We start from the raw sequence: 19,785 nt of genomic DNA, 5'->3' as shown, positions 1-19,785 counted from the left end.
GATACAATGTGTTTAAATTGGTAATAGTTTATTGTTAGAGGTACTACAAAAATAGTGAAAATAAAGGAATTATTCGCCCAAATAAGCTTTCCGAACTTCAGGATTATCTGCCATGGCTTTTGCCTCTCCTTCCAGTTTAATGGTGCCCGTTTCGAGTACATATGCGTAATCTGAAATTGATAATGCTATGTTAGCATTCTGCTCAACAAGTAAGATTGTAAGCCCTGAAGCATCTTTAAGAGATTTAATCTTTTCAAATATCTGTTTTACTAATATAGGTGCTATACCGAGTGAAGGTTCATCAAGTAGAAGCAGTTTCGGTTTTGACATGATAGCACGTGAGATTGCGAGCATCTGCTGCTCGCCTCCGCTTAGCGTACCACCGGGCTGCTTTAACCTTTCCTTGAGACGAGGGAAAAGTGTAAAAATAAATTCGAGGTCGTAGTGAATGTTATCTTTATCTTTGCGTGTGAATGCACCCATTTCAAGATTCTCCTGAACAGTCAGGTTTGAAAAAATCATTCTTCCTTCGGGTGCCTGAGAAATGCCAAGCTCAACTATTTTGTGAGGTGGTAAATTAGATATATCTTTTCCTTCTAAAAGTATTCTGCCGGATGCGGCTTTTATGATTGAAGAGATTGTGCGAAGTATCGTTGACTTCCCCGCACCGTTCGCACCGATTAGAGTTACTATTTCACCTTTTTTAACTTCAATGGTAATATCTTTGACTGCCTTTATGGCACCGTAATTAACGTTCAGGTTTTCAATCTTAAGCATGGTGTTTCGTATCTCCTAAATATGCTTCAATAACCTTTTCATTCGACTGTATTTCTGACGGCAATCCTTCAGCTATTTTCTTGCCGTATTCAATAACATAAATCCTTTCGCATATACCCATTACTACACTCATGTCATGCTCTATAAGAAGTATCGAAATCTTAAACTTTTCTTTTACGTCTTTTATAAGTTTCATAAGGTCAGACTTCTCTTTAGGATTCATACCTGCGGCTGGTTCATCAAGAAGCAGGAGTTTCGGCTCTGTTGCAAGGGCTCTGACGATTTCAACCTTTCTCTGGTCACCATAAGGCAATGAGATTGCTTCTTCATCCTTAACATCGTGAAGTCCGAACATTTCAAGGAGTTCATCAATACCCTTATCAATCTTCTTTTCTTCAGCAGCGAATTTGTTCAATTGAATAACTGAAGAAAAGAAGCCTGATTTTAAGTGAACGCCGAATGAGACTCTTACATTATCTTTAACGCTGAGGCTTTTGAACAGACGGATATTCTGAAAAGTCCTGCAGATACCAAGATGTGCTATCTGGCTTGTACTGTATTTTATCAGTGAATCGCCGAGGAACAATACATCGCCTGATGTCGGCGTATAAACACTTGTGATTACGTTGAATACTGTCGTCTTACCGGCACCGTTAGGACCGATAAGACCAACGAGCTCATTTTCATTAACTTCAGCATTCAGAGCATCAATACTAATTAATCCTCCGAACTTCATCGTAATATTATCCAGTTTAAGTACGTTCATTTTACCGTACCTGCTTTCTTCTTCCTAATTCTGAACTTGACACCGAATATTCCCTGAGGACGGGTTAACATCATTATTATAAGCAAAAGTGCATAGACAACCATTCTATATTCTGATATTCCGCGAAGTAATTCCGGGAGTATTGTAAGTATAACAGCGGCAATAATAACACCAGGAATACTTCCCATGCCTCCGAGAATGACCATTGCAACTATTTCGATTGATTTAAGGAAATTGAAGTCTTCCGGGTTGAGATACAGATTGAAGTGACCGTACAGAGCTCCGGCAACACCTGCAAAGAAAGCACCGCTTACGAAAGCCATAACTTTAAACTTTGTTGTATTAATACCCATTGATTCAGCTGCGACCTCATCATCTTTTACTGCAATGAATCCCCTGCCATAGGTTGAGTTAATTAGATTAAATGTGAAATAAATAAGTATAGCCGCCACAAAGAATACCCAGAAGAAGTCCGTATATTTCGGAACACTGTAAAAAACGAATGAGTCCTGAGACCCCTCAATCATTGATAGACTTTTTATTCCATTACTGTATTGATACACACCACGGTACCCCTGCGATGCTCCGATGAAATCCATACCTTGAATTAGAACACGTATAATTTCAGAAAAACCGAGAGTGACGATTGCAAGATAATCACCTTTGAGACGAAGAGAAGGAACTCCAACAAGTAATCCAATCAAAGCAGCAGCAATACCGCCGGCAATTATGACACTAACAAACGTCATATTCTCGCCAAATAATCCGGTACCAAAAAGTGAGCTAAAGAAAGGAGCAAAGTATGTTGAGAAGGCAATGGATAAATATCCTCCGATAGCCATGAAGCCTGCATGACCGAGGGAGAACTGACCTGTAAAACCGTTTATTAAATTAAGACTGGAAGCAAGTATAATGTTGATTCCGATGTAGATAAGGATCGTGTAATAATAAGGGTCGATGGAATCTTTTACAAGATTAATTAGAAATATTGCCAGAACAGTCCCAATAAAATAAAGCTTACTCTTCATCCACAGGTAAAGTTTTCAAATCAAGGTTCTTTATATCAAAAAAGATTGTTGACCCGAGAAAATGTGAATCTACAACCTTTCAAGAGTGGGCGATTAAGGATTCGAACCTCAGACCCCTTCGGTGTAAACGAAGTGCTCTAACCAACTGAGCTAATCGCCCTTTTAACAAACAATAAAAATACTGCTTAAAGAGATAATAATCAAACCAATTTTGAGGAAACCGCAAGGAAATATTTAGTATATGGAAAAACAGAAATAAGGTAAAATTAGGTTAAGACTAATTCAAGACTAATTATAGACAAATTAGAGACAAGTTATGAAAAAATAAAGAGTGCGAAAATGATAACAAAATAAGTACATGTATTTACACGATATTAATATTTGAATATAAGTATTTTGAAGCCGTTTTTATCGGGAGATGAGGATTCGTAAATTTTTTCAGAAAATGATGAAAAGAAGTTTTCCCTTTGAGCAGAGGTAACGATAACTATTTTTTCAGAGTCTTGTTTTAGGGATTCTATGTATAGTTTGGTTTCAAGGTTTTCACCCATCCAGAAATGATTGAATGATTTAAAATTAATTTCGCTAAGGATTTCAATCATCGGGTCGTTACAAAGAATCAGGGCATCAGGATCAAAAGAATTTATATGTTTAAGATATTCGATAGTATCTTGTTTTTCGAAAAAGTTATTTGAGTTAGTATTTCTCCAGATATAGAGCCACATTGAAGTATAAAATAATATGATTACGGCAAACACAGAAAGCAGAAGTTTCCCTGAACTAAAAAGTTTGTATTTTTTCAGATATTCTAATGCAGATGCAAATCCGTATGCAATCAGCAGTGAATAAAAGGGAAGAAGAGATGTAAAGTGTCGGTTAAGTCCAAGGTTTGCCTTCATTACCCAACTTACTGAAATGAAAATCAGAATACTTAGAGACACAACAAAGGAAATTTTGTTTTGTTCAAAGAATTTTTTCAATCCGAAAGGAATAAGAATTGCTGAAATACCTGTATAAAGAAACGGAATCCAAAACGGATAGAAAAATAAATCATTTATAAATTTTAATATTCCACCTTGGAATGAGTTTGCTTCGCCGAGTGCATCGTTTGCAAACTTTTGTGTACCATGTAGGAATGAAAACCACTCCCCATCAGATTGAAAGCGAAGGAATGTCCAAATAATAATAATGAATAAAGGAAGAAATACATTTGAATAATAGAAAAAGCATTTCCCTGTAGATGAAATCTTGCAGTTCTTTTTATTAAAAAACAGAATTAAGAAATATATCCCCAGTCCCGCTAGCACTGCCCACGCTTCATAACGGAGCATGCATGAAGCCGAGAGAAGCAATGCTGATATAAAATATTTTTTAAAATCAAAAGCAACTATAAATAAAAGAATTAACAAAGTGAATAATGGTTCGGGCTGTGCTGTCGTGCCCATCAATATACCAATTGGCGATAGTGCTGTGAGTAAAGAAGCAATTATAGGAATAACAGAATCTGCAAGTTTCTGTCTTAGATAGAAAAATAACACTAAGGGAGTAGCATTCCACAATATTAGATTTACAAATCTTATAGGTTCGAGGTCTGTACCGATTATGACAAAAAATGCACCAATATAATGAAAAAGCGGAAGCCATACCCAGTGAGAACTCAGATTGTAAGGATTTTTGACAATATCTCTTGCTATTATAAAATGTGCATAAGCATCGGTATCGCCGTCATGGAGTTGAATAATGAAGAACAACTGCCAAATTATTACTATTGATAAAGTGCAAAGTAGAATGAGAAGCTCAATATTTCGTTTTGCATGGAACATTGATGTAATTTTGTAAAAAAGCTTGAATTAGTAAATCCAAAAGGATAAACCGGTAATTTATAAAAAACCAAACACTCAAATATGAATTGTCAAAATAAAAAGCCGGTTATTAGCCGGCTTGCAAGTAGTGAAAAAGTTTATAATTATTTTTAAATACCTTCTCAAACCGAAGTTTAACTAGGTGTGAAAATATTTACATTATAAAATTAGATAATTCTTTTAGCTAAGTCAACAACTCTGCAGCTGTATCCCCACTCATTATCATACCACCCAATGACTTTTACAAGACTTCCGAATGCCATTGTTGAGAGTGCATCGAAGATACAGGAATGGTCGTTACCTACTATATCAGAAGATACAATCGGGTCTTCACAATATTCGAGAATACCTTTAAGCGAAGTTTCCGAAGCTTTCTTCATAGCTGCGTTGATTTCTTCTTTCTTAACTTCTTTCTTAAGAATAACAGTAAAGTCTGTAATGGAGCCGTCTGGTGTAGGGACTCTAAGAGATAAACCGTCAAGTTTGCCGTTAAGATGGGGCATAACTTTACCGACTGCTTTTGCGGCACCAGTTGAAGTTGGAATAATATTAACAGCACCCGCTCTTGCTCTTCTGAGGTCTTTGTGCGGCTGATCGAGCATAACCTGATCATTAGTATAAGAGTGGATAGTATTCATAAAACCTTTCTCTATACCGAAATTATCGTCTAGAACTTTAACCATAGGAGCGAGACAGTTCGTTGTGCATGAAGCATTTGAAATTATCTTATACTCGGGCTTTAAAACTTCGTCATTAACACCGAGAACTACTATAGCATCGAGATCATCTTTAGGCGGAGCAGTAAGAATAACTTTTTTAGCTCCTGCTGTAAGGTGCATAGAAAGCTTTTCTTTTGTAGTAAAGACACCGGTGGATTCGATTACGAGATCAACACCTTTCTTATCCCATTCGAGTTTCGTGGGATCTTTTTCAGAAGTAATCAGGATTTCTTTACCATTAAGATTAAAACCTTTTTCAGTTACCTTTAATTCACCCGGAAACCTGCCATGAATCGAGTCATATTTAAGAAGATGCGTTAAAGTTTTGGTATCAGCCAGGTCATTAACAGCAACAACCTCAAAACCACCCTTTTGGATCATCCTTTTAAAAACAAGGCGTCCGATACGCCCGAAACCATTTATTCCAATTTTTAGTGACATTTTAACTCCGTTTTATAGATTTTTGATAAGATTCTAATTGAATTTCATTAAAATACTTAAAAAGCAAACAAAATTCAAATTAAATAATCCGTATATCTTAAATTGATTTTGCTAATCGAATTCGGTATATTTATAATTGCAAAAATTAGATTTAATAATTAAGGAAAAGGAATGGCAACAACCTCAGATTTAAAAAATGGTATTATTATCAAATTTAACAACGATTTACACCAAGTTTTACAGGTAGAGCACAGAACACCCGGCAATTTAAGGGCATTTTATCAGGTAAAAATGAGGAATTTGAGAAACGGGAAGATGATTGACAACAGGTTCCGTTCGGGTGAGGAAATTACTGTAGAGAGACTTGAACAGAAGGTATATCAGTATTTGTACAAAGATAATACAGAGTACTACTTCATGGAGAACGAGACGTACGATCAGATACATTTATTGGAAGACATAGTTGGAGAGCAAGGTGAATTTTTAAAAGCCGGACAGGAAGTTCAGATTGTTTTCCACAATGGAAAGGCATTATCACTGGTTTTACCTCCACATATTGTACTTCAGGTTACTTCGGCACCTCCGGCAGTTAAAGGCAATACTTCAACAAATGCGACCAAGACTGTAACACTGGAAACAGGTGCAGAAGTGAATGTACCTTTATTTATAGATGAAGGAGAGTTCATAAAAATTGATATTAGAACGAGGGAATATCTCGAAAGAGTTAAAAAATAAACAGAATTTTATTAATTTAAAAATACAGATGAAAATGGACCTAAAATATTTACAAAAGATTATAAAGATGCTTGATACAAGCAATCTTGCCGAAATAGAAATTGAAGAAGAGGGCACAAAAATAAGATTATCAAAACCGAGACCTAAGATGTTTGCAGGAACAGTACCAATGTTACCTCAACAAGGTGGTGGATTTATGCATACTCCGGCAGCAGGTATGGAAACTACTCATGAGACAAAATCGGAAACCAAGAAAGAGGAAATATTAGGAACTAATGTTTACGAAGTCAGGTCTCCCATGGTAGGAACGTTCTATGCATCACCTTCGCCTGATGCAGAACCATACGTAAAAGCAGGAGACTTAGTAAGTACAGGGTCGGTAATCTGCATAATTGAAGCTATGAAACTAATGAATGAAATTGAATCAGAAGTTTCCGGTAAATTAATAAAAATTCTTGTAGAAAACGGCACGGCAGTTGAGTACGACCAGCCGCTGATGTTAATAGAGAAAGCATAAAAATAAACTTATCGGGGGAGAATATATGTTTAATAAAATTCTAATAGCTAATAGAGGCGAAGTTGCGTTAAGGATAATAAGAACCTGCAAAGAATTAGGCATTAAGACAGTTGCTGTTTATTCGACAGCAGATAAGAACTCTTTACACGTAAGATTTGCAGATGAAGCCGTATGTATTGGGCCTCCGCAGTCGGACCAAAGTTATTTAAGCATACCTAAAATAATCGCAGCAGCGGAGATTACGAATGCTGACGCGATACATCCCGGATACGGATTTCTTGCGGAGAATGCTGAATTTGCGGAAATATGCGCAGATACTAACATTACATTTATAGGTCCAAAACCTGAAATGATAATTAAGATGGGAGATAAAGCGATAGCCAAAGGACTTATGAAGGAAGCAGGTGTACCGCTTGTTCAGGGCAGCGACGGGAAATTTAGTGATTATGAGACGGCAGCAAGTATTGCAGAAAGGATTGGATATCCTATCATGCTAAAAGCAGCAGCGGGAGGCGGAGGTAAGGGCATGAGAATAGTACGTGAAGCGAGTCATTTAGAGCAGGCAATGTTTATAGCAAAAAGTGAGGCAATGGCTGCATTTGGGGATGACAGTATGTACATTGAGAAATTAGTTGAAAATCCAAGACACGTTGAAATTCAGATAATGGGCGATAAGTACGGGACTATTGTACATGTGGGAGAAAGAGACTGTACGGTTCAAAGAAGGCATCAGAAGTTAATTGAAGAATCACCGTCTCCTATAATTGATGAGGATTTAAGAGAGAGAATGTGCGAGGCTGCAATAGCTGCAGGGAAAACGGTAAATTATGAGAGCCTTGGAACGGTTGAATTTTTAGTGGATAAGAATAAGGATTTTTATTTCATGGAAATGAACACAAGAATTCAGGTAGAGCATCCTATTACAGAGGCAGTTTCAGGACTTGACCTGGTGAAAGAACAAATAAAAATAGCAGCGGGGGAAAGGATATCGAAGAAGAAGCAGAAATTATTCGGGCATTCTTTTGAAGTAAGAATAAATGCTGAAGACCCTTCGAAGAATTTCCAATCTAGTTCTGGACTTATTACTGCGTTCAATGCACCAGGAGGACATGGAGTAAGAATCGATACACACTGCTACTCCGGTTATAACATACCACAGCATTATGATTCTATGATAGCTAAACTGATTGTTCTCGGAACTACACGAGAAGAGGCAATAGCGAGGATGCTGAGAGCTCTCGATGAATTTATAATTGAAGGAGTAAAAACAACATTACCAATTTTTAAACAAATTTTCAGAGAGAAAAAGTTTATCGAAAACGATTTCGATACGAACTACATTGAAAAAAGAGAAGAAATTGAAGTATAGTAGAATTAAAATAGCAGGAACAGCAGTGCTGACAATATTGCTGCTTTTTACTGTTACGTTAGCCGGACAGACAAAGAAGACGGACTCAACAGGAAAGAAGCAAACAGACACATCAAAGATTAATGCTGTACAGATTGATACTTCAAAGATAATAAACCAGATTGATACTACGAGTACAGCAGTAATTAAGACGGACTCAGTGATTAATGCATCCGAAAAGGAAACACCAAGATTTACGAATGTAAATTTATTTGTTTACATACTTCTTTCAGTGGCGGGTGCAGGATTCTTCTTTTTTCTGTTTGTGAAGACATTATTTAGGACGTTTCACAGGACAAAGTCCACAAGACAATCATTGCTGCTAAGCTGGAATTTATTTTTTATAGTAACAGTAATCTGGATTTTTATAATTTGGGGAATAATTGCAGGTATGTGGTCATCCGCTGCCTTTATGACAATATTGATTTTTCTGTTCATAGTCAGTCTGATAATGAGCATAATAGCTTTAAAAAGTAAATAATAATATATAATGGAGAAAACATATTTTGCGCTAATTCTTGGAGCATCAAGCGGTTTTGGAAAGGAAATAGCACTTACTCTTGCAAAGGATGGGGTAAACATAATCGGTGTTCATTTAGACAGGGCAACAACAATGCCTGACGTAGAGAAAGAAATTGAAGAAATCAAATCATACGGAGTTGAAGCACATTTCTTCAACATCAATGCAGCTGACCCGCACAAACGTGAAGATGTACTTAATACAGTTGTTGAGATATTCAAGAATAAAAACAATCCAACGATAAAGGTTCTGGTTCATTCACTGGCTTTCGGTACTCTAAGAAAATTCGTGAGTGAAGACGGCAACGATCAAATAAATATGAAGCAGATGGAAATGACTGTTGACGTAATGGCTCACAGTCTTGTTTACTGGACGCAGGAAGTATTGAAAAGAGACTTGATGAAAGCAGGGGGTAAAATATATGCTATGACATCATCGGGCGGTTCCAGAGTCATTGAGTTCTATGGAGCAGTATCAGCAGCTAAAGCTTGTCTTGAATCACATGTAAGACAGTTAGCGCTAGAACTCGGACACAGGCATATATCTGTTAATGCCCTGCTTGCGGGTGTTACGGACACTCCTGCACTAAGAAAAATACCAAAAAATGATGACCTGATAAAAATGGCTCTAATGAGAAATCCGCAAGGAAAACTTACAGAACCAACAGATATTGCGAATTTTATTCTTGACAACTATAAACGAGACTCGCACTGGATGACTGGATGTGTTATACACATTGATGGCGGCGAAACGATAAGCGGATTCTAAAATAAAATTGAAGAACATCCTTCCCGGCGAGGGAAGGATGTTAAACTATCCTCACAAAACAACCAAAACTAATTCTACAATGATACGTTTCATAAGAAAGGGATATCTCAAGCTCAAATGCAAGGAATGCCATAAATCACATTCGATAGAAGGCAGAGATCTTGTTTTTGACCCGTACGGGAAGTTTGATAAAGATGGACAGACAGAAAGAAAATATTTAAGCAAGAATGATTTTTTCTGTTCATGCGATATAAAGATATCGGCTGAGATAATGATTACTGAATTTCCCGAAGGGAAGATAGCGGACGTTTCTTATGAAGCAAAAAATGCAGAGGTTATTGAAAAAATTACTATCAATGTATTATAGTAAATAATTATTCATGTCTTTTCACTATTTTATAAAATGAGATATGATTAATTTTATTAAAACTACAAATAAAAGATATGGCTGATCCATTTAAATTACCGGAACAAAAAGAACCTGTAACGATTGAGAAGGGTTCATTAGAGCTCAAGACACAGGAATTCATGCCAACAATCCTAATTGGTCTTGGAGGAACCGGAAAAGAAGTGCTTTTAAGAATAAGGAGACAGTTTGTCGAAAAATACGGATCACTTGACGACTTCCCTATTACATCATACTTGTACATTGACACGGACAACGCCCCTGCTGAAGAAAGCGGAATAGCGCGTGAAAGAGATTATCTTATAAATGAAATAGACTTCAAACCATCAGAGAAAGTATTCAATCCTGTTAATCCGTCAGATTACATACACAGAATTAATGACGTTCCTCATATAAAGGAATGGCTTAGCACGACAGGAGAAATCGGAAAACTCGGAACAATGAATACAGGCGCTGGCCAGATAAGACCTGCGGCACGCCTTGCACTTTTCCATAATTACGATGAAATAGTATATAAACTTACGTCCGCGAAATCTACGATTACAGATTCAAGGTCGATTAACGTTGTTAAAGAAAAACATAACATAAAGAATGTAAACACAGAAAAGATAAACGTATATGTAATAACTTCAATTAGCGGGGGAACCGGTTCGGGTATGTTCCTTGACCTTGGGTTTATGATAAGACATTTATTTAGGAATCAGGCAATTTCTTCTTCGTATATAGTATTACCTAAAATATACCAAGGATACGGTAAAGAGAGGGTTTTTGCGAACGGATATGCGGCTCTTATGGAGCTTGAATATTACAATCTAAAAAATCCATTTAATATCTCCTGGAAGAAGAATGAACCTCATAAATTCCAACCCGGAGTTTACGATGATGTATACCTGATAGATGGTGAAAACTGTAAGAACTTATCCCTTTCGGAAATGAGTAACAGGGATATATACAAAATGATATCAGATACAATATTCCAGGATTTCTCTAATTCAGATTTTGCTAATTATAAAAGAGGTGTTAGAGTAAACCTTGTTCAATACAAGCAAAGACTTTTTCCTGATGATAACACAGTTACGGAGAATACATTCTCGAGAAAATACTCAACTTTAGGTCAAGCGACAATTTCTATTCCTGTTGACAGAATAATTTTATCCTGTGCATACAAGTTGTGCGAGGATATCATTAATTATTATTTAACTTATGCGGAGGGTTCTCAGAGTAGTATTGATGAATACCTGAGAGAAGAGATGCTTCCGGAACTTGGTCTTGCAGAGTCAAACTCAAAGCATCAAATGCTTAATTCGCTTTACAGTATGGGAGAGAAATCGTCCATACAATCTCAGATAAAATCCTTCCTAAACAATTTAAAGAATGATTTAATAAGCGGTAAACGCGGTGATAAGTGGTCATCATACATAACAAACGAAAAGATGAAGTTTGAAACAAACTTTAAAGATGACAACGATGTAAGCAGAAAGGGCTTATTTTACTCACAAATATATTCTAATAGAAATAACATTATAAAGAATATAATAGGTGACAGAGAAAGGAACATCACAGGCAAGCTTGAGAGAAAGATTAATTCACTAATAAATGACTCAACAAGAGGAGTATTTTATTCAATAAGCTTACTCAGAAGGTTACAGTTTATACTGACTAACGGAAATTTTGATTACATACCAACATTTGACAAGGAAATAAAAGATTTACAGATTCTGATAACACGATTAGAGGCAGAAGTGAAGAGCCGACTTCAGGATTTAAGGGAAGACGAATCAAGGTCGAAACTTAATGTTATGCGAAGAGCCGCTATGGAAGGCACTTTAGAGAAATTACTGAAAGTACTTGATGAGTATTACAATGCATTAATCAAGCTTCATTCAAGATACTATGCAAAGGAAATATGTCAGAGAATACTCGGATTAATTGAAAGAGGAACAAAAACGGATGACGGCAAGATACTTTTCACCGGTTTAATAAGCGATATAAACAAGCTTACCGGTAATTTAGGACTGCTTAAAGATAATTTCAGGAAGAAATACGAGTACTTTATTCAGAGACAAGATACAAGTTTTAATCTTCACATATATGACCCTGATGACGTGAAGAATGATTATTACATTGCTTACATTGGCAGCGGACAGAACGCAACGGATAAGATAAAGGTCCTTGCGTTTGAATTGTTGAAGGAACTTAATGCATCTGATGTAACGGACATTGTGAATATACTGAAAGACAGTGACGCAAAAATAGTTGAGAACAGTATGCTTAAATTTGCAAGGAAACAATTGGAAGGTATCAGAGAAGATTACAATATTACTGAGATACTCTTTGAGAAAGACGTATTGAGGAGTGAATCGAAAATAAGGGGTATGCTTTCACAAGCTTTTCCATGGCTGAGAATAAATGAGATACCCGGCAGGTTTAAACTGGATGACTCGGCAAAGAAGTTCTACGTAGGAACAAGAACTAACACAGCATCGTTTAATAAATTCAAAAGTTTAATACATTCAATCGCAGGAAACTCGGTCGAATTCAAGGATTCGGCGGACAATTCATCAATTACATTCTACACAGAATGGGCAGGATTTCCGCTGTTTTATTCATACACAGTATCTGAGGAAATGAGAAGCTATTATAAAAATTTGTCACGAAATATTAATATAGACCTTCATATTGATAGGAACTATTATGTGTTTAATGACATAATACCTCTATCACTCGAAGAGAAAATAAGATATAATGAATCGTACAAAGCATTTATTATGGGTTTAATATTTGACCTGTTTGAGATAGGAATAGAAACCGACACAACAACAGGAATGAAAAAAGCTGTGTATAGTTATACACTACCGGAAGGAATAACGGTAAAAAGAACTGAACAACTTGGTATAGAATCAAGATTAATTAACAGGCTTTATGATGAAGAAGAACATGAATCTTTAAGGAATAAAATACTGAAGAAAGCAGAAAGCGTAGAAAAAGAATTGATTAAGTGCAACAAATTTGCGGAGTTACTTTTAATTTATGAGTATTACTATGAGAATGTGTATAAGCCCGAAGAGATTGCTATATCCGGTGAAGCTAAAAAGAAGAATGAAACATACCAGTATAAGGTAGTGAGAGAACTGGCGAGAAAGATAGAGAACAGCATCCCCAATGAGGAAAGGGAAAAATACATATTAAAAGTTCAGAAATTAAAGAGCAATCCTGATTCATTCTCAAAATTATCGGGTGATGGTATTAAGAGGATTCTGAAAGTAAAAGATCTTTTAAATGAAGAGGTCACATATGATGCGGGTTCCAAAGAGAGGGAACAATTTAAATCAGGAATCAGTTATGCTAAATTAGTAGAACTGAAAAAAGCCCTTGATGATAAACTTATTACAAAGGAAGAATTCGAAAAAGCAAAGAATAAATTTTTAAACTTATAATAGTTCAATATGCCAACATACGATTATAAATGTGATAATTGCAAAAATACATTTGAGTTATTTCAATCGATAAAAGAAGACCCTATAACGTTATGTCCGGAGTGCGGGCTTAGCACACTTAAAAAAATGATAAGTATGCCGGCCGGTCTTATTTTTAAAGGGTCAGGCTTTTATCTGACGGATTATGCAAAAAAGAGCAGTTCTTTAACAGAAAAAACTGATAAGAAGGAAACGACACCAAAAGCAAAGACAGAGAAGAAACCGGAGACTAAAGAAAAGAAGACAAACGGAAAGAAGAAAGATTAGAACAGGGAACATTTAATCAAGAAATATTGAACATTATTTAGCAATTAATTTGCTATGATACAGTTTAAAAGGGATGATTTTTACAACCAGCATTTTATTAAAAATACAAGTATGTTGAATATAGGCATAATGAGTAAAAAACCAAATTAACCGCAATATCACCGCAATACAACCGCAAATTGACCGCAACTTTTACCTCATATTGAGGCTATTCTAACCCTAAGTATAGGTTTAATAGAATACAATAAATTAGAAATGTGAATTATAGCTTCTTGTTCTAATTGTTCATATTTAATACATATGGTATGTAAATGAATCAATCTTTGGAATATTTCTAAAGCGTAGGGAAATGATAACGCCTGAATAAACCTGCAAAATGAAGTGTTTTATCTTTTACTTATTGAATTCCTGCATGTAACGGTCTAAGCTGAAATTTTCACCCAGATAAAGCTTTTTAACTCTTTCATCGGATGCCAGTTCTAAAGCAGAACCCGAGCGGAAAATTTTGCCTTCTATAAGTATATAAGCTCTGTCAACGATTGAAAGTGTTTCATGGACATTGTGGTCCGTAATAAGAACCCCGATTCCCCTATCTTTTAGATGCGCTACAATTTTCATAATGTCTTCTGATGCAATAGGGTCTATTCCGGCAAACGGCTCATCAAGCAGTATAAATTTGGGTCTGGATGCAAGAGCCCGTGCTATTTCTGTTCTCCTTCTCTCGCCGCCTGAAAGAGTTAAACCCTTTGAATCTTCAATTTTTTTGATATTAAAATCTTTAAGCAATTTCTCGCATCTGTCTTCCATTTCATCTTTATCCAAATTCATAAACTGAAGAATGGAATAAATATTTTCTCTTACAGTCATTTTTCTGAATATTGAAGGCTCCTGTGGAAGGTAACCTATGCCGGACTGAGCACGCTTGTACATAGGGAATTTAGAAATATCAACACCATCAAGTTCAATTACACCTGAATTTGGACGTACCATACCGCAAATCATGTAGAAAGTAGTAGTCTTCCCTGCACCATTAGGACCAAGAAGTCCTACAATTTCACCTTGTTTAACCTCGATAGAAACGTTATTAACGACAGTCCTTTGTTTGTATTCTTTTACAAGGTCAGAGGCTTTAAGGCTGCTTGGCATCAGAACTTACTAATAATTTTAATCATATCTTTTACTGCCTTATGCAAACCGGTAAAGACAGCACGAGAGATGATTGCATGACCGATGCTGACTTCTCTGATTTCCGGTATATTAAGAAACGGGAAGATATTGTAATAATTCAGACCGTGCCCCGCAGTAACAATCAAACCCATTTCAGAAGCCATGCGTGAAACAGAAGCAATCTTACCAAGTTCTTTAATCTGCGATTTTTCATCCGTCGAATTAGCATATTTACCCGTATGAATCTCAATAATATCAGCACCAACCTCCAAAGAAAGGTCAACTGCCTCAGGAATCGGATCAATGAACAAACTCACTAATATTTCCTTTTCCTTCATCTGAGAAATAATGTCTTTAAGTTTCGGCTTAATAGACAAAATATTAAGACCCCCCTCAGTCGTAAGCTCTTTACGGTTCTCAGGAACAATCGTAACAAGGTCGGGTAAAATTTCAGAAGCAATCCTTGCCATTTCATCCGTCGCAGCCATTTCCAGGTCAAACTTAGTCTTGACCGTTTCACGTAAAAGCCTTACGTCCCTGTCATTAATATGCCTTCTGTCTTCACGAAGATGGCAGACAATACCCTCAGCACCCGCAAGCTCGCATACAGCGGCAGCAGTCACCGGGTCGGGTTCTATCTCGCCGCGTGCTTCTCTGATAGTTGCGATGTGATCAATATTAACTGCTAATTTCATAATGTTAGTTAAAATATTTTATAAAAATTATATTGAAATCTTAGAACGGAAATGGTATCTATTGATACCATTACAAGCCAATGCAAAATCCAGCTGTAAACAAACGACCTGCTTCTAAGCGCTTGAATGCCGAGAATAATTCCTGCAAAGATTGAAGCAAAAAGCTCTATTTCAGGTTTCCCTTTATGCAAAATAAAGAACGGAATCATTTGAATAAATATAGCATAGTATCCCATTTTTTCTTTAAGACCAAACAACATATACCCCCGCCAGAGAAATTCCCAGCCAAGCATATATATAAGTATGCAGAACTCATAGAAGAAAAGAAGCCGGATATCAGTCTTGAGTGCTGCACCGCCCTGCGGGTATGCTAATGTAAACTCCTGGGATGCTGATACAATCCAGACAGTGATAAACATAAAAACAAAGAACAAAGCAGAAGTTATGAGTCCGAATTTTTTATCACCGAGAGTAAAACCAAAATCAGACAACTTCTTTTTAAAAATGAATTTGATTGACAGAACAGGGATAAGGAACATAAATGAACCATCAACAAGAAACCAATAGATTCTTGAATCGAGCCTGTTTCTCCCAAAATAGTCATAATAAAAAGCCGGACTTGCAGCAGTTAAAGAAAAAAACACTATGAAAGCAACTGACATGAAAATATATACAATTCGGAATTCGAGTGTTTTGGTCTCTGCTATAAGATTACGAAACTCATTTTTTAAATAGTCAATCAATTTTCTGACGATTTATTTTTTATTATGTATTTGAATCGTTGCGGCTGAACTTTTATAAGTGTAAAGATATCAGACAGCTCAATAGTAGGTTCAACTTCACCCTGCTCGTCAGCTTCTATCTGATGATAATTTATACCTATGTTTAAATCTTTTGCAGTTAGCTTTGACAACTCTTCCACGCCGCCCCTGAGTGTTATTGATATTTTCGGGGGAATAATTAAAACATCTTTATCAACTGGCAAACCATAAACATTAACATCTATTTCTTCGAAAGTTTTTTCAGCGGACAATTCAACTTTGTAACTAACATTTACTTCAGTAGGTTCAATCTTTATCTGATTTCCGAGAGTATCTATGAGTTTAACGTCACGACTAATGTTTGTATTTACATCCTTAAAAACCACGAACTCCGTCTGAACGAATTTAATTTTCGAAAGAGAAGAACTTGCTCCTGTAAGTTTAACGGAATCCGGACTAAGTGCAACACTACCGATAACAGTAAACTCATCTCTTGTTTGAACGGATGTATTATTTTTGACTCTGACCATTTTTGTAATTATATTATCAAACATAACTTCTATTGAACCGGGATATACATTCTGGACATAAACATCCGGAGGCAGGTTTAATGCCTCGCTTGTATTCTGCATCAGGTCAACTTTAGTATCTTTCTTAAATTGAGTAAGATCAAGATAGTATTCAAGATTTTCAGTTGTAAGAATTTTAAAAAGACTCCAACCTTTACCCTTAAGGATTACATTGACTGAAGCAGGTATATCATTTGAAACACCCTGAGATTTAGACGACCTTACTGATAATGGAACGTTGACCTCAAACGAATATGTTAGATTAAGGTTCACATATATCCACAGCAGAACCGAAAAAATAAACGTATTTATGATGATAAAGATATTCTTTCTCATGTTATTTTTTCAGCTTTGCGTACCAATCAGGGTCTTTGAATTCATTCCGCATAGTAGAATGAACAAGCAAGTAGGTACCTTCCCCTGAAGTCTGAACTTCAGCAAAGACGCATATTGTTCCCCCTTCAAAGAAATCATAAGTCCATATTTCATAGTTCTTAACATCAGCTTCCATAAAATGCCTATCAACTTCACTTGGAGCCCCGTACATAACGTATATACGTCCTCTGTCAGATTTCCATCCGTCCTTAAAATTTTCCTTAAACTGCTTATTAGCTTCTTTTATTCTATTAAAGAATTCATCACGCGACTCTACCCTTGGGGTGTTTAGGTTTGTGTCTCTTTTTTTCCAGAATTTGAAAAGAAACTTTCTTTTATCTTCAAGAGTTTTCAGATTATCCCATTCCTTGTTATCAGAAGAATTTCTAAAGTAAATCAGTTTATTAAATTCATCTTCCACCTGACTTTCCGTTAGAAGAATAAACTCAGATTGCATGAATGCTTCTTCATCGGGACTTGTATAATCCTGTTTTTTAGGAGCATTATTATATATGAAAAACTTTTTTTCCCGTGATACTTTTTTATCGGTAACGTTGTCTATCAATGCTGCTGTTATGAAATAAGAACCGGTCATAAGCGAATCAACGTTAAAGTAACCTGTTTCTGCATAAATAGTATTCTTAGTATTGACGCTCTTTCGTTTTTCATTCAGCAATTTTCCAGAGGGGTCTGTAATTAGTACAGAGAATTGTGCACTGTCGGAATTGAAATCAACTAATGGATAGTAAACCTCAATATAATAGTAAAGCTTATTAAGGTTACTTCCGAAGAGAAGATTCGGATTTGGAGTCAACTCCAATCCATTTTTAAAGAAAATACTTGAGCTATCGCTTGATTTATCAATCCTTGAAGCCAGTTGTAAAGAGCTTAAAGAGGATTTTGTATCTTCAAACTGATTAAGGTTTAGTTCGAGTATGATTGTGTCTTTTCTATTCTGATTGTTCTGATCATAACCGATAAATGTTAACGTATAATTACCATTGGGAATAGTAAGATTTTGCTGACCTATTAGTTTGTTTTTTAGTTTAAATTGAGCAGAATCAACAACTTTTGATTGGAGTCCATAGGTTTCATTAAAAATTTCTTTTGATGTAGCATTATCGAATATGATAATCTGTGTATTAGCCTCACCGACGAAATTATTTCCGGTTTTAACGAAGAAAAGGCCCTTCTGAGTAAAAGAGAAATAAACCTCGAGAATTGATTTTGTTGATGAGCTTCTGAAGACGGAATAATCCGCATCAAAATAGAAATTCTCGGCTGAGAATACATTGCCTAAGAACAATAAAGAGAAAACAAGCGACAAAAAAAATTTTAGTGTTTTCATGATGAATAAAAATTTTATTGTTATAACTACCAGAATAAAAAATAACAAAAAGGTAACCATAGAAACTATGATTACCTTTTATAATTTTATATACTATTATTAGAATCCTAAGCTAACAGTAAAGAACTGATTAGTAGAATTCAAACTCTCGCCTGATGAATTGATAAATCTGTAAGCATAGTCAAATCCAACATTGATACCGCCGATCGGGTAGTGGATACCAGCACCGATAGAGGGTCCAAAAATTGAGATGTCTTGACCACTTTCTTTATCAATTTCCAGGTTATAAGCACCTCTTACATAAAAGATCTCTTTATAGGTATATTCAAGACCGAATTTGAACTCATCACTGGTGAAGCTGTTGTTAGTAAAGCTTGCAGCGAGGGTAAGTCCCATTTCATTCTTGAACATTTTACCCCAAGAAATCCCGATGTCAAGAGCAGTAGGAAGGTCGAAATCCTGCAGCACAACTCTCTGAGTTGAAATCTGCCCGTTTAGCCCCTGGATAGTTCTATCAAGACCCGGACCATTGAATCTCATGGTAGGTCCTAAGTTTTTAATAGCAATTCCAAAGTTAAAACCGGTTTCCCCGCCTTTATACTGAATACCGAAGTCGAACGCATATCCGGTTGCAGAAACGTCTGCAACGGATTCGCTGATGATTTTCACGTTAGTTCCGAAACGGATTCTATCGGTCATCTGTCGAGCGAAGCTCAGGTTAGCAGTAATATAAGTAGGTTTAAAAATAGCACCGGTACCTTCCGGCTGATATTCGGTTGTCTGTTCAAACTCACCGATGTTGAATGCTTTAACGCCAGCGCCGAGGACACCAAGATTACCAATCTTAGATGCAACACTAACGTATTCAATATTCATATCGGCGAAGTAAGTAACATGTGAGAACATTGCTTCTGCATTTCTGGACTTAATATTAGCCAGACCTGCAGGATTCCAATACATTGCGTCTACGCCAGAGATGTATGACATATTCGAGCCGAGGAGCGATGTTCCGACTGAGCCAACCGGTATAAGTAGTTCGGGGGCAGCAGAGGTTCCGTATTTTTTTCTCGGACCCGCATAAGAAATGCTTGCTGCAAACAACACTACCAATAAGATTAGTATAATTTTTGTTTGACTCAATTTCATTTTGAAAATCTCCTTAAATTTTTAATTAAACCCT

The 19,785-nt window shown here is 36.2% G+C and carries 19 protein-coding genes and 1 tRNA gene; 8 read left to right on the top strand and 12 right to left on the bottom strand.

What is annotated here, in order from left to right; all coding sequences use genetic code 11:
- Nucleotides 1–69: 69 nt before the first annotated feature.
- The 6 genes from WC644_12210 to gap form a co-directional block, all read right to left on the bottom strand.
- Complete coding sequence (locus WC644_12210) at nucleotides 70–777, bottom strand: ABC transporter ATP-binding protein (protein ID MFA5012698.1); 708 nt, start codon at nucleotides 775–777, stop codon at nucleotides 70–72.
- A complete protein-coding gene (locus WC644_12205; protein MFA5012697.1) occupies nucleotides 770–1,543 on the bottom strand; it encodes an ABC transporter ATP-binding protein in 774 nt (257 codons plus the stop codon). The genes WC644_12210 and WC644_12205 overlap by 8 nt, the downstream gene beginning before the upstream one ends.
- On the bottom strand, nucleotides 1,540–2,571 hold the full coding sequence (locus tag WC644_12200) for a branched-chain amino acid ABC transporter permease (protein ID MFA5012696.1): 1,032 nt from the start codon (nucleotides 2,569–2,571) through the stop codon (nucleotides 1,540–1,542). Before WC644_12200 ends, WC644_12205 begins: the two co-directional genes overlap by 4 nt.
- A gap of 86 nt (nucleotides 2,572–2,657) precedes the next feature.
- A tRNA-Val gene (locus WC644_12195) sits at nucleotides 2,658–2,731 on the bottom strand.
- 214 nt (nucleotides 2,732–2,945) lie between these two features.
- Complete coding sequence (locus tag WC644_12190) at nucleotides 2,946–4,394, bottom strand: hypothetical protein (protein ID MFA5012695.1); 1,449 nt, start codon at nucleotides 4,392–4,394, stop codon at nucleotides 2,946–2,948.
- A 206-nt stretch (nucleotides 4,395–4,600) separates the two neighbouring features.
- Entirely contained in the window at nucleotides 4,601–5,593 is a 993-nt protein-coding gene (gene gap, locus WC644_12185; protein MFA5012694.1) for a type I glyceraldehyde-3-phosphate dehydrogenase, read from the bottom strand.
- Between the two features lie 171 nt (nucleotides 5,594–5,764).
- Here gap and efp point away from each other — a divergent pair, with 171 nt between their 5' ends.
- The 8 genes from efp (at nucleotide 5,765) to WC644_12145 (ending at nucleotide 13,690) form a co-directional block, all read left to right on the top strand.
- Nucleotides 5,765–6,328 (top strand): elongation factor P, encoded by a 564-nt coding sequence (efp, locus tag WC644_12180; GenBank protein MFA5012693.1) that lies wholly within the window; start codon nucleotides 5,765–5,767, stop codon nucleotides 6,326–6,328.
- Between the two features lie 34 nt (nucleotides 6,329–6,362).
- The gene (accB, locus tag WC644_12175) at nucleotides 6,363–6,845 is read left to right on the top strand and encodes an acetyl-CoA carboxylase biotin carboxyl carrier protein (GenBank protein ID MFA5012692.1); all 483 of its coding nucleotides are present in this window, start codon (nucleotides 6,363–6,365) and stop codon (nucleotides 6,843–6,845) included.
- A gap of 25 nt (nucleotides 6,846–6,870) precedes the next feature.
- The gene (accC, locus tag WC644_12170) at nucleotides 6,871–8,214 is read left to right on the top strand and encodes an acetyl-CoA carboxylase biotin carboxylase subunit (protein MFA5012691.1); all 1,344 of its coding nucleotides are present in this window, start codon (nucleotides 6,871–6,873) and stop codon (nucleotides 8,212–8,214) included.
- Entirely contained in the window at nucleotides 8,204–8,734 is a 531-nt protein-coding gene (locus WC644_12165) for a hypothetical protein (GenBank protein MFA5012690.1), read from the top strand. The genes accC and WC644_12165 overlap by 11 nt, the downstream gene beginning before the upstream one ends.
- A gap of 9 nt (nucleotides 8,735–8,743) precedes the next feature.
- Nucleotides 8,744–9,541, top strand: a complete 798-nt coding sequence (locus WC644_12160) for an SDR family oxidoreductase (protein ID MFA5012689.1) — start codon at nucleotides 8,744–8,746, stop codon at nucleotides 9,539–9,541.
- Between the two features lie 7 nt (nucleotides 9,542–9,548).
- A complete protein-coding gene (locus tag WC644_12155) occupies nucleotides 9,549–9,908 on the top strand; it encodes a hypothetical protein (GenBank protein ID MFA5012688.1) in 360 nt (119 codons plus the stop codon).
- A 77-nt stretch (nucleotides 9,909–9,985) separates the two neighbouring features.
- Nucleotides 9,986–13,384: a tubulin-like doman-containing protein gene (locus WC644_12150; GenBank protein ID MFA5012687.1), complete on the top strand. Its 3,399-nt coding sequence runs from the start codon at nucleotides 9,986–9,988 to the stop codon at nucleotides 13,382–13,384.
- Nucleotides 13,385–13,393: 9 nt separating this feature from the next.
- Complete coding sequence (locus WC644_12145; GenBank protein MFA5012686.1) at nucleotides 13,394–13,690, top strand: FmdB family zinc ribbon protein; 297 nt, start codon at nucleotides 13,394–13,396, stop codon at nucleotides 13,688–13,690.
- A 393-nt stretch (nucleotides 13,691–14,083) separates the two neighbouring features.
- Here WC644_12145 and lptB read toward each other — a convergent pair whose 3' ends face one another.
- From lptB to WC644_12115, 6 genes are all read right to left on the bottom strand, one after another.
- A complete protein-coding gene (gene lptB, locus WC644_12140; GenBank protein ID MFA5012685.1) occupies nucleotides 14,084–14,836 on the bottom strand; it encodes an LPS export ABC transporter ATP-binding protein in 753 nt (250 codons plus the stop codon).
- Nucleotides 14,836–15,555: a pyridoxine 5'-phosphate synthase gene (locus WC644_12135; GenBank protein MFA5012684.1), complete on the bottom strand. Its 720-nt coding sequence runs from the start codon at nucleotides 15,553–15,555 to the stop codon at nucleotides 14,836–14,838. The genes lptB and WC644_12135 overlap by 1 nt, the downstream gene beginning before the upstream one ends.
- Nucleotides 15,556–15,560: 5 nt before the next feature.
- The gene (locus WC644_12130; GenBank protein MFA5012683.1) at nucleotides 15,561–16,295 is read right to left on the bottom strand and encodes a CPBP family intramembrane glutamic endopeptidase; all 735 of its coding nucleotides are present in this window, start codon (nucleotides 16,293–16,295) and stop codon (nucleotides 15,561–15,563) included.
- Nucleotides 16,292–17,218, bottom strand: coding sequence for a CdaR family protein (locus WC644_12125; GenBank protein ID MFA5012682.1), 927 nt, complete (start codon nucleotides 17,216–17,218; stop codon nucleotides 16,292–16,294). Before WC644_12125 ends, WC644_12130 begins: the two co-directional genes overlap by 4 nt.
- 1 nt (nucleotide 17,219) lies before the next feature.
- Nucleotides 17,220–18,605: a GWxTD domain-containing protein gene (locus WC644_12120; protein ID MFA5012681.1), complete on the bottom strand. Its 1,386-nt coding sequence runs from the start codon at nucleotides 18,603–18,605 to the stop codon at nucleotides 17,220–17,222.
- Nucleotides 18,606–18,704: 99 nt separating this feature from the next.
- The gene (locus WC644_12115; protein ID MFA5012680.1) at nucleotides 18,705–19,751 is read right to left on the bottom strand and encodes a PorV/PorQ family protein; all 1,047 of its coding nucleotides are present in this window, start codon (nucleotides 19,749–19,751) and stop codon (nucleotides 18,705–18,707) included.
- Nucleotides 19,752–19,785 lie beyond the last annotated feature (34 nt).

The sequence above is a fragment of the Ignavibacteria bacterium genome (genome assembly GCA_041649015.1).
GTDB lineage: Bacteria > Bacteroidota > Ignavibacteria > Tepidaquicellales > Tepidaquicellaceae > CAIKZJ01.
The sequence above is the reverse complement of the archived record's forward strand: the minus strand, read 5'-3'. Positions and strand labels throughout refer to the sequence as shown.

Excerpts from the sequence above, each read along its gene's own strand:
- WC644_12210 (MFA5012698.1), bottom strand. The coding sequence starts at position 777 with ATGCTTAAGATTGAAAACCTGAACGTTAATTACGGTGCCATAAAGGCA.
- WC644_12205 (MFA5012697.1), bottom strand. The coding sequence starts at position 1,543 with ATGAACGTACTTAAACTGGATAATATTACGATGAAGTTCGGAGGATTA.
- WC644_12200 (MFA5012696.1), bottom strand. The coding sequence starts at position 2,571 with ATGAAGAGTAAGCTTTATTTTATTGGGACTGTTCTGGCAATATTTCTA.
- WC644_12190 (MFA5012695.1), bottom strand. The coding sequence starts at position 4,394 with ATGTTCCATGCAAAACGAAATATTGAGCTTCTCATTCTACTTTGCACT.
- gap (MFA5012694.1), bottom strand. The coding sequence starts at position 5,593 with ATGTCACTAAAAATTGGAATAAATGGTTTCGGGCGTATCGGACGCCTT.
- efp (MFA5012693.1), top strand. The coding sequence starts at position 5,765 with ATGGCAACAACCTCAGATTTAAAAAATGGTATTATTATCAAATTTAAC.
- accB (MFA5012692.1), top strand. The coding sequence starts at position 6,363 with ATGGACCTAAAATATTTACAAAAGATTATAAAGATGCTTGATACAAGC.
- accC (MFA5012691.1), top strand. The coding sequence starts at position 6,871 with ATGTTTAATAAAATTCTAATAGCTAATAGAGGCGAAGTTGCGTTAAGG.
- WC644_12160 (MFA5012689.1), top strand. The coding sequence starts at position 8,744 with ATGGAGAAAACATATTTTGCGCTAATTCTTGGAGCATCAAGCGGTTTT.
- WC644_12150 (MFA5012687.1), top strand. The coding sequence starts at position 9,986 with ATGGCTGATCCATTTAAATTACCGGAACAAAAAGAACCTGTAACGATT.
- WC644_12145 (MFA5012686.1), top strand. The coding sequence starts at position 13,394 with ATGCCAACATACGATTATAAATGTGATAATTGCAAAAATACATTTGAG.
- lptB (MFA5012685.1), bottom strand. The coding sequence starts at position 14,836 with ATGCCAAGCAGCCTTAAAGCCTCTGACCTTGTAAAAGAATACAAACAA.
- WC644_12125 (MFA5012682.1), bottom strand. The coding sequence starts at position 17,218 with ATGAGAAAGAATATCTTTATCATCATAAATACGTTTATTTTTTCGGTT.
- WC644_12120 (MFA5012681.1), bottom strand. The coding sequence starts at position 18,605 with ATGAAAACACTAAAATTTTTTTTGTCGCTTGTTTTCTCTTTATTGTTC.
- WC644_12115 (MFA5012680.1), bottom strand. The coding sequence starts at position 19,751 with ATGAAATTGAGTCAAACAAAAATTATACTAATCTTATTGGTAGTGTTG.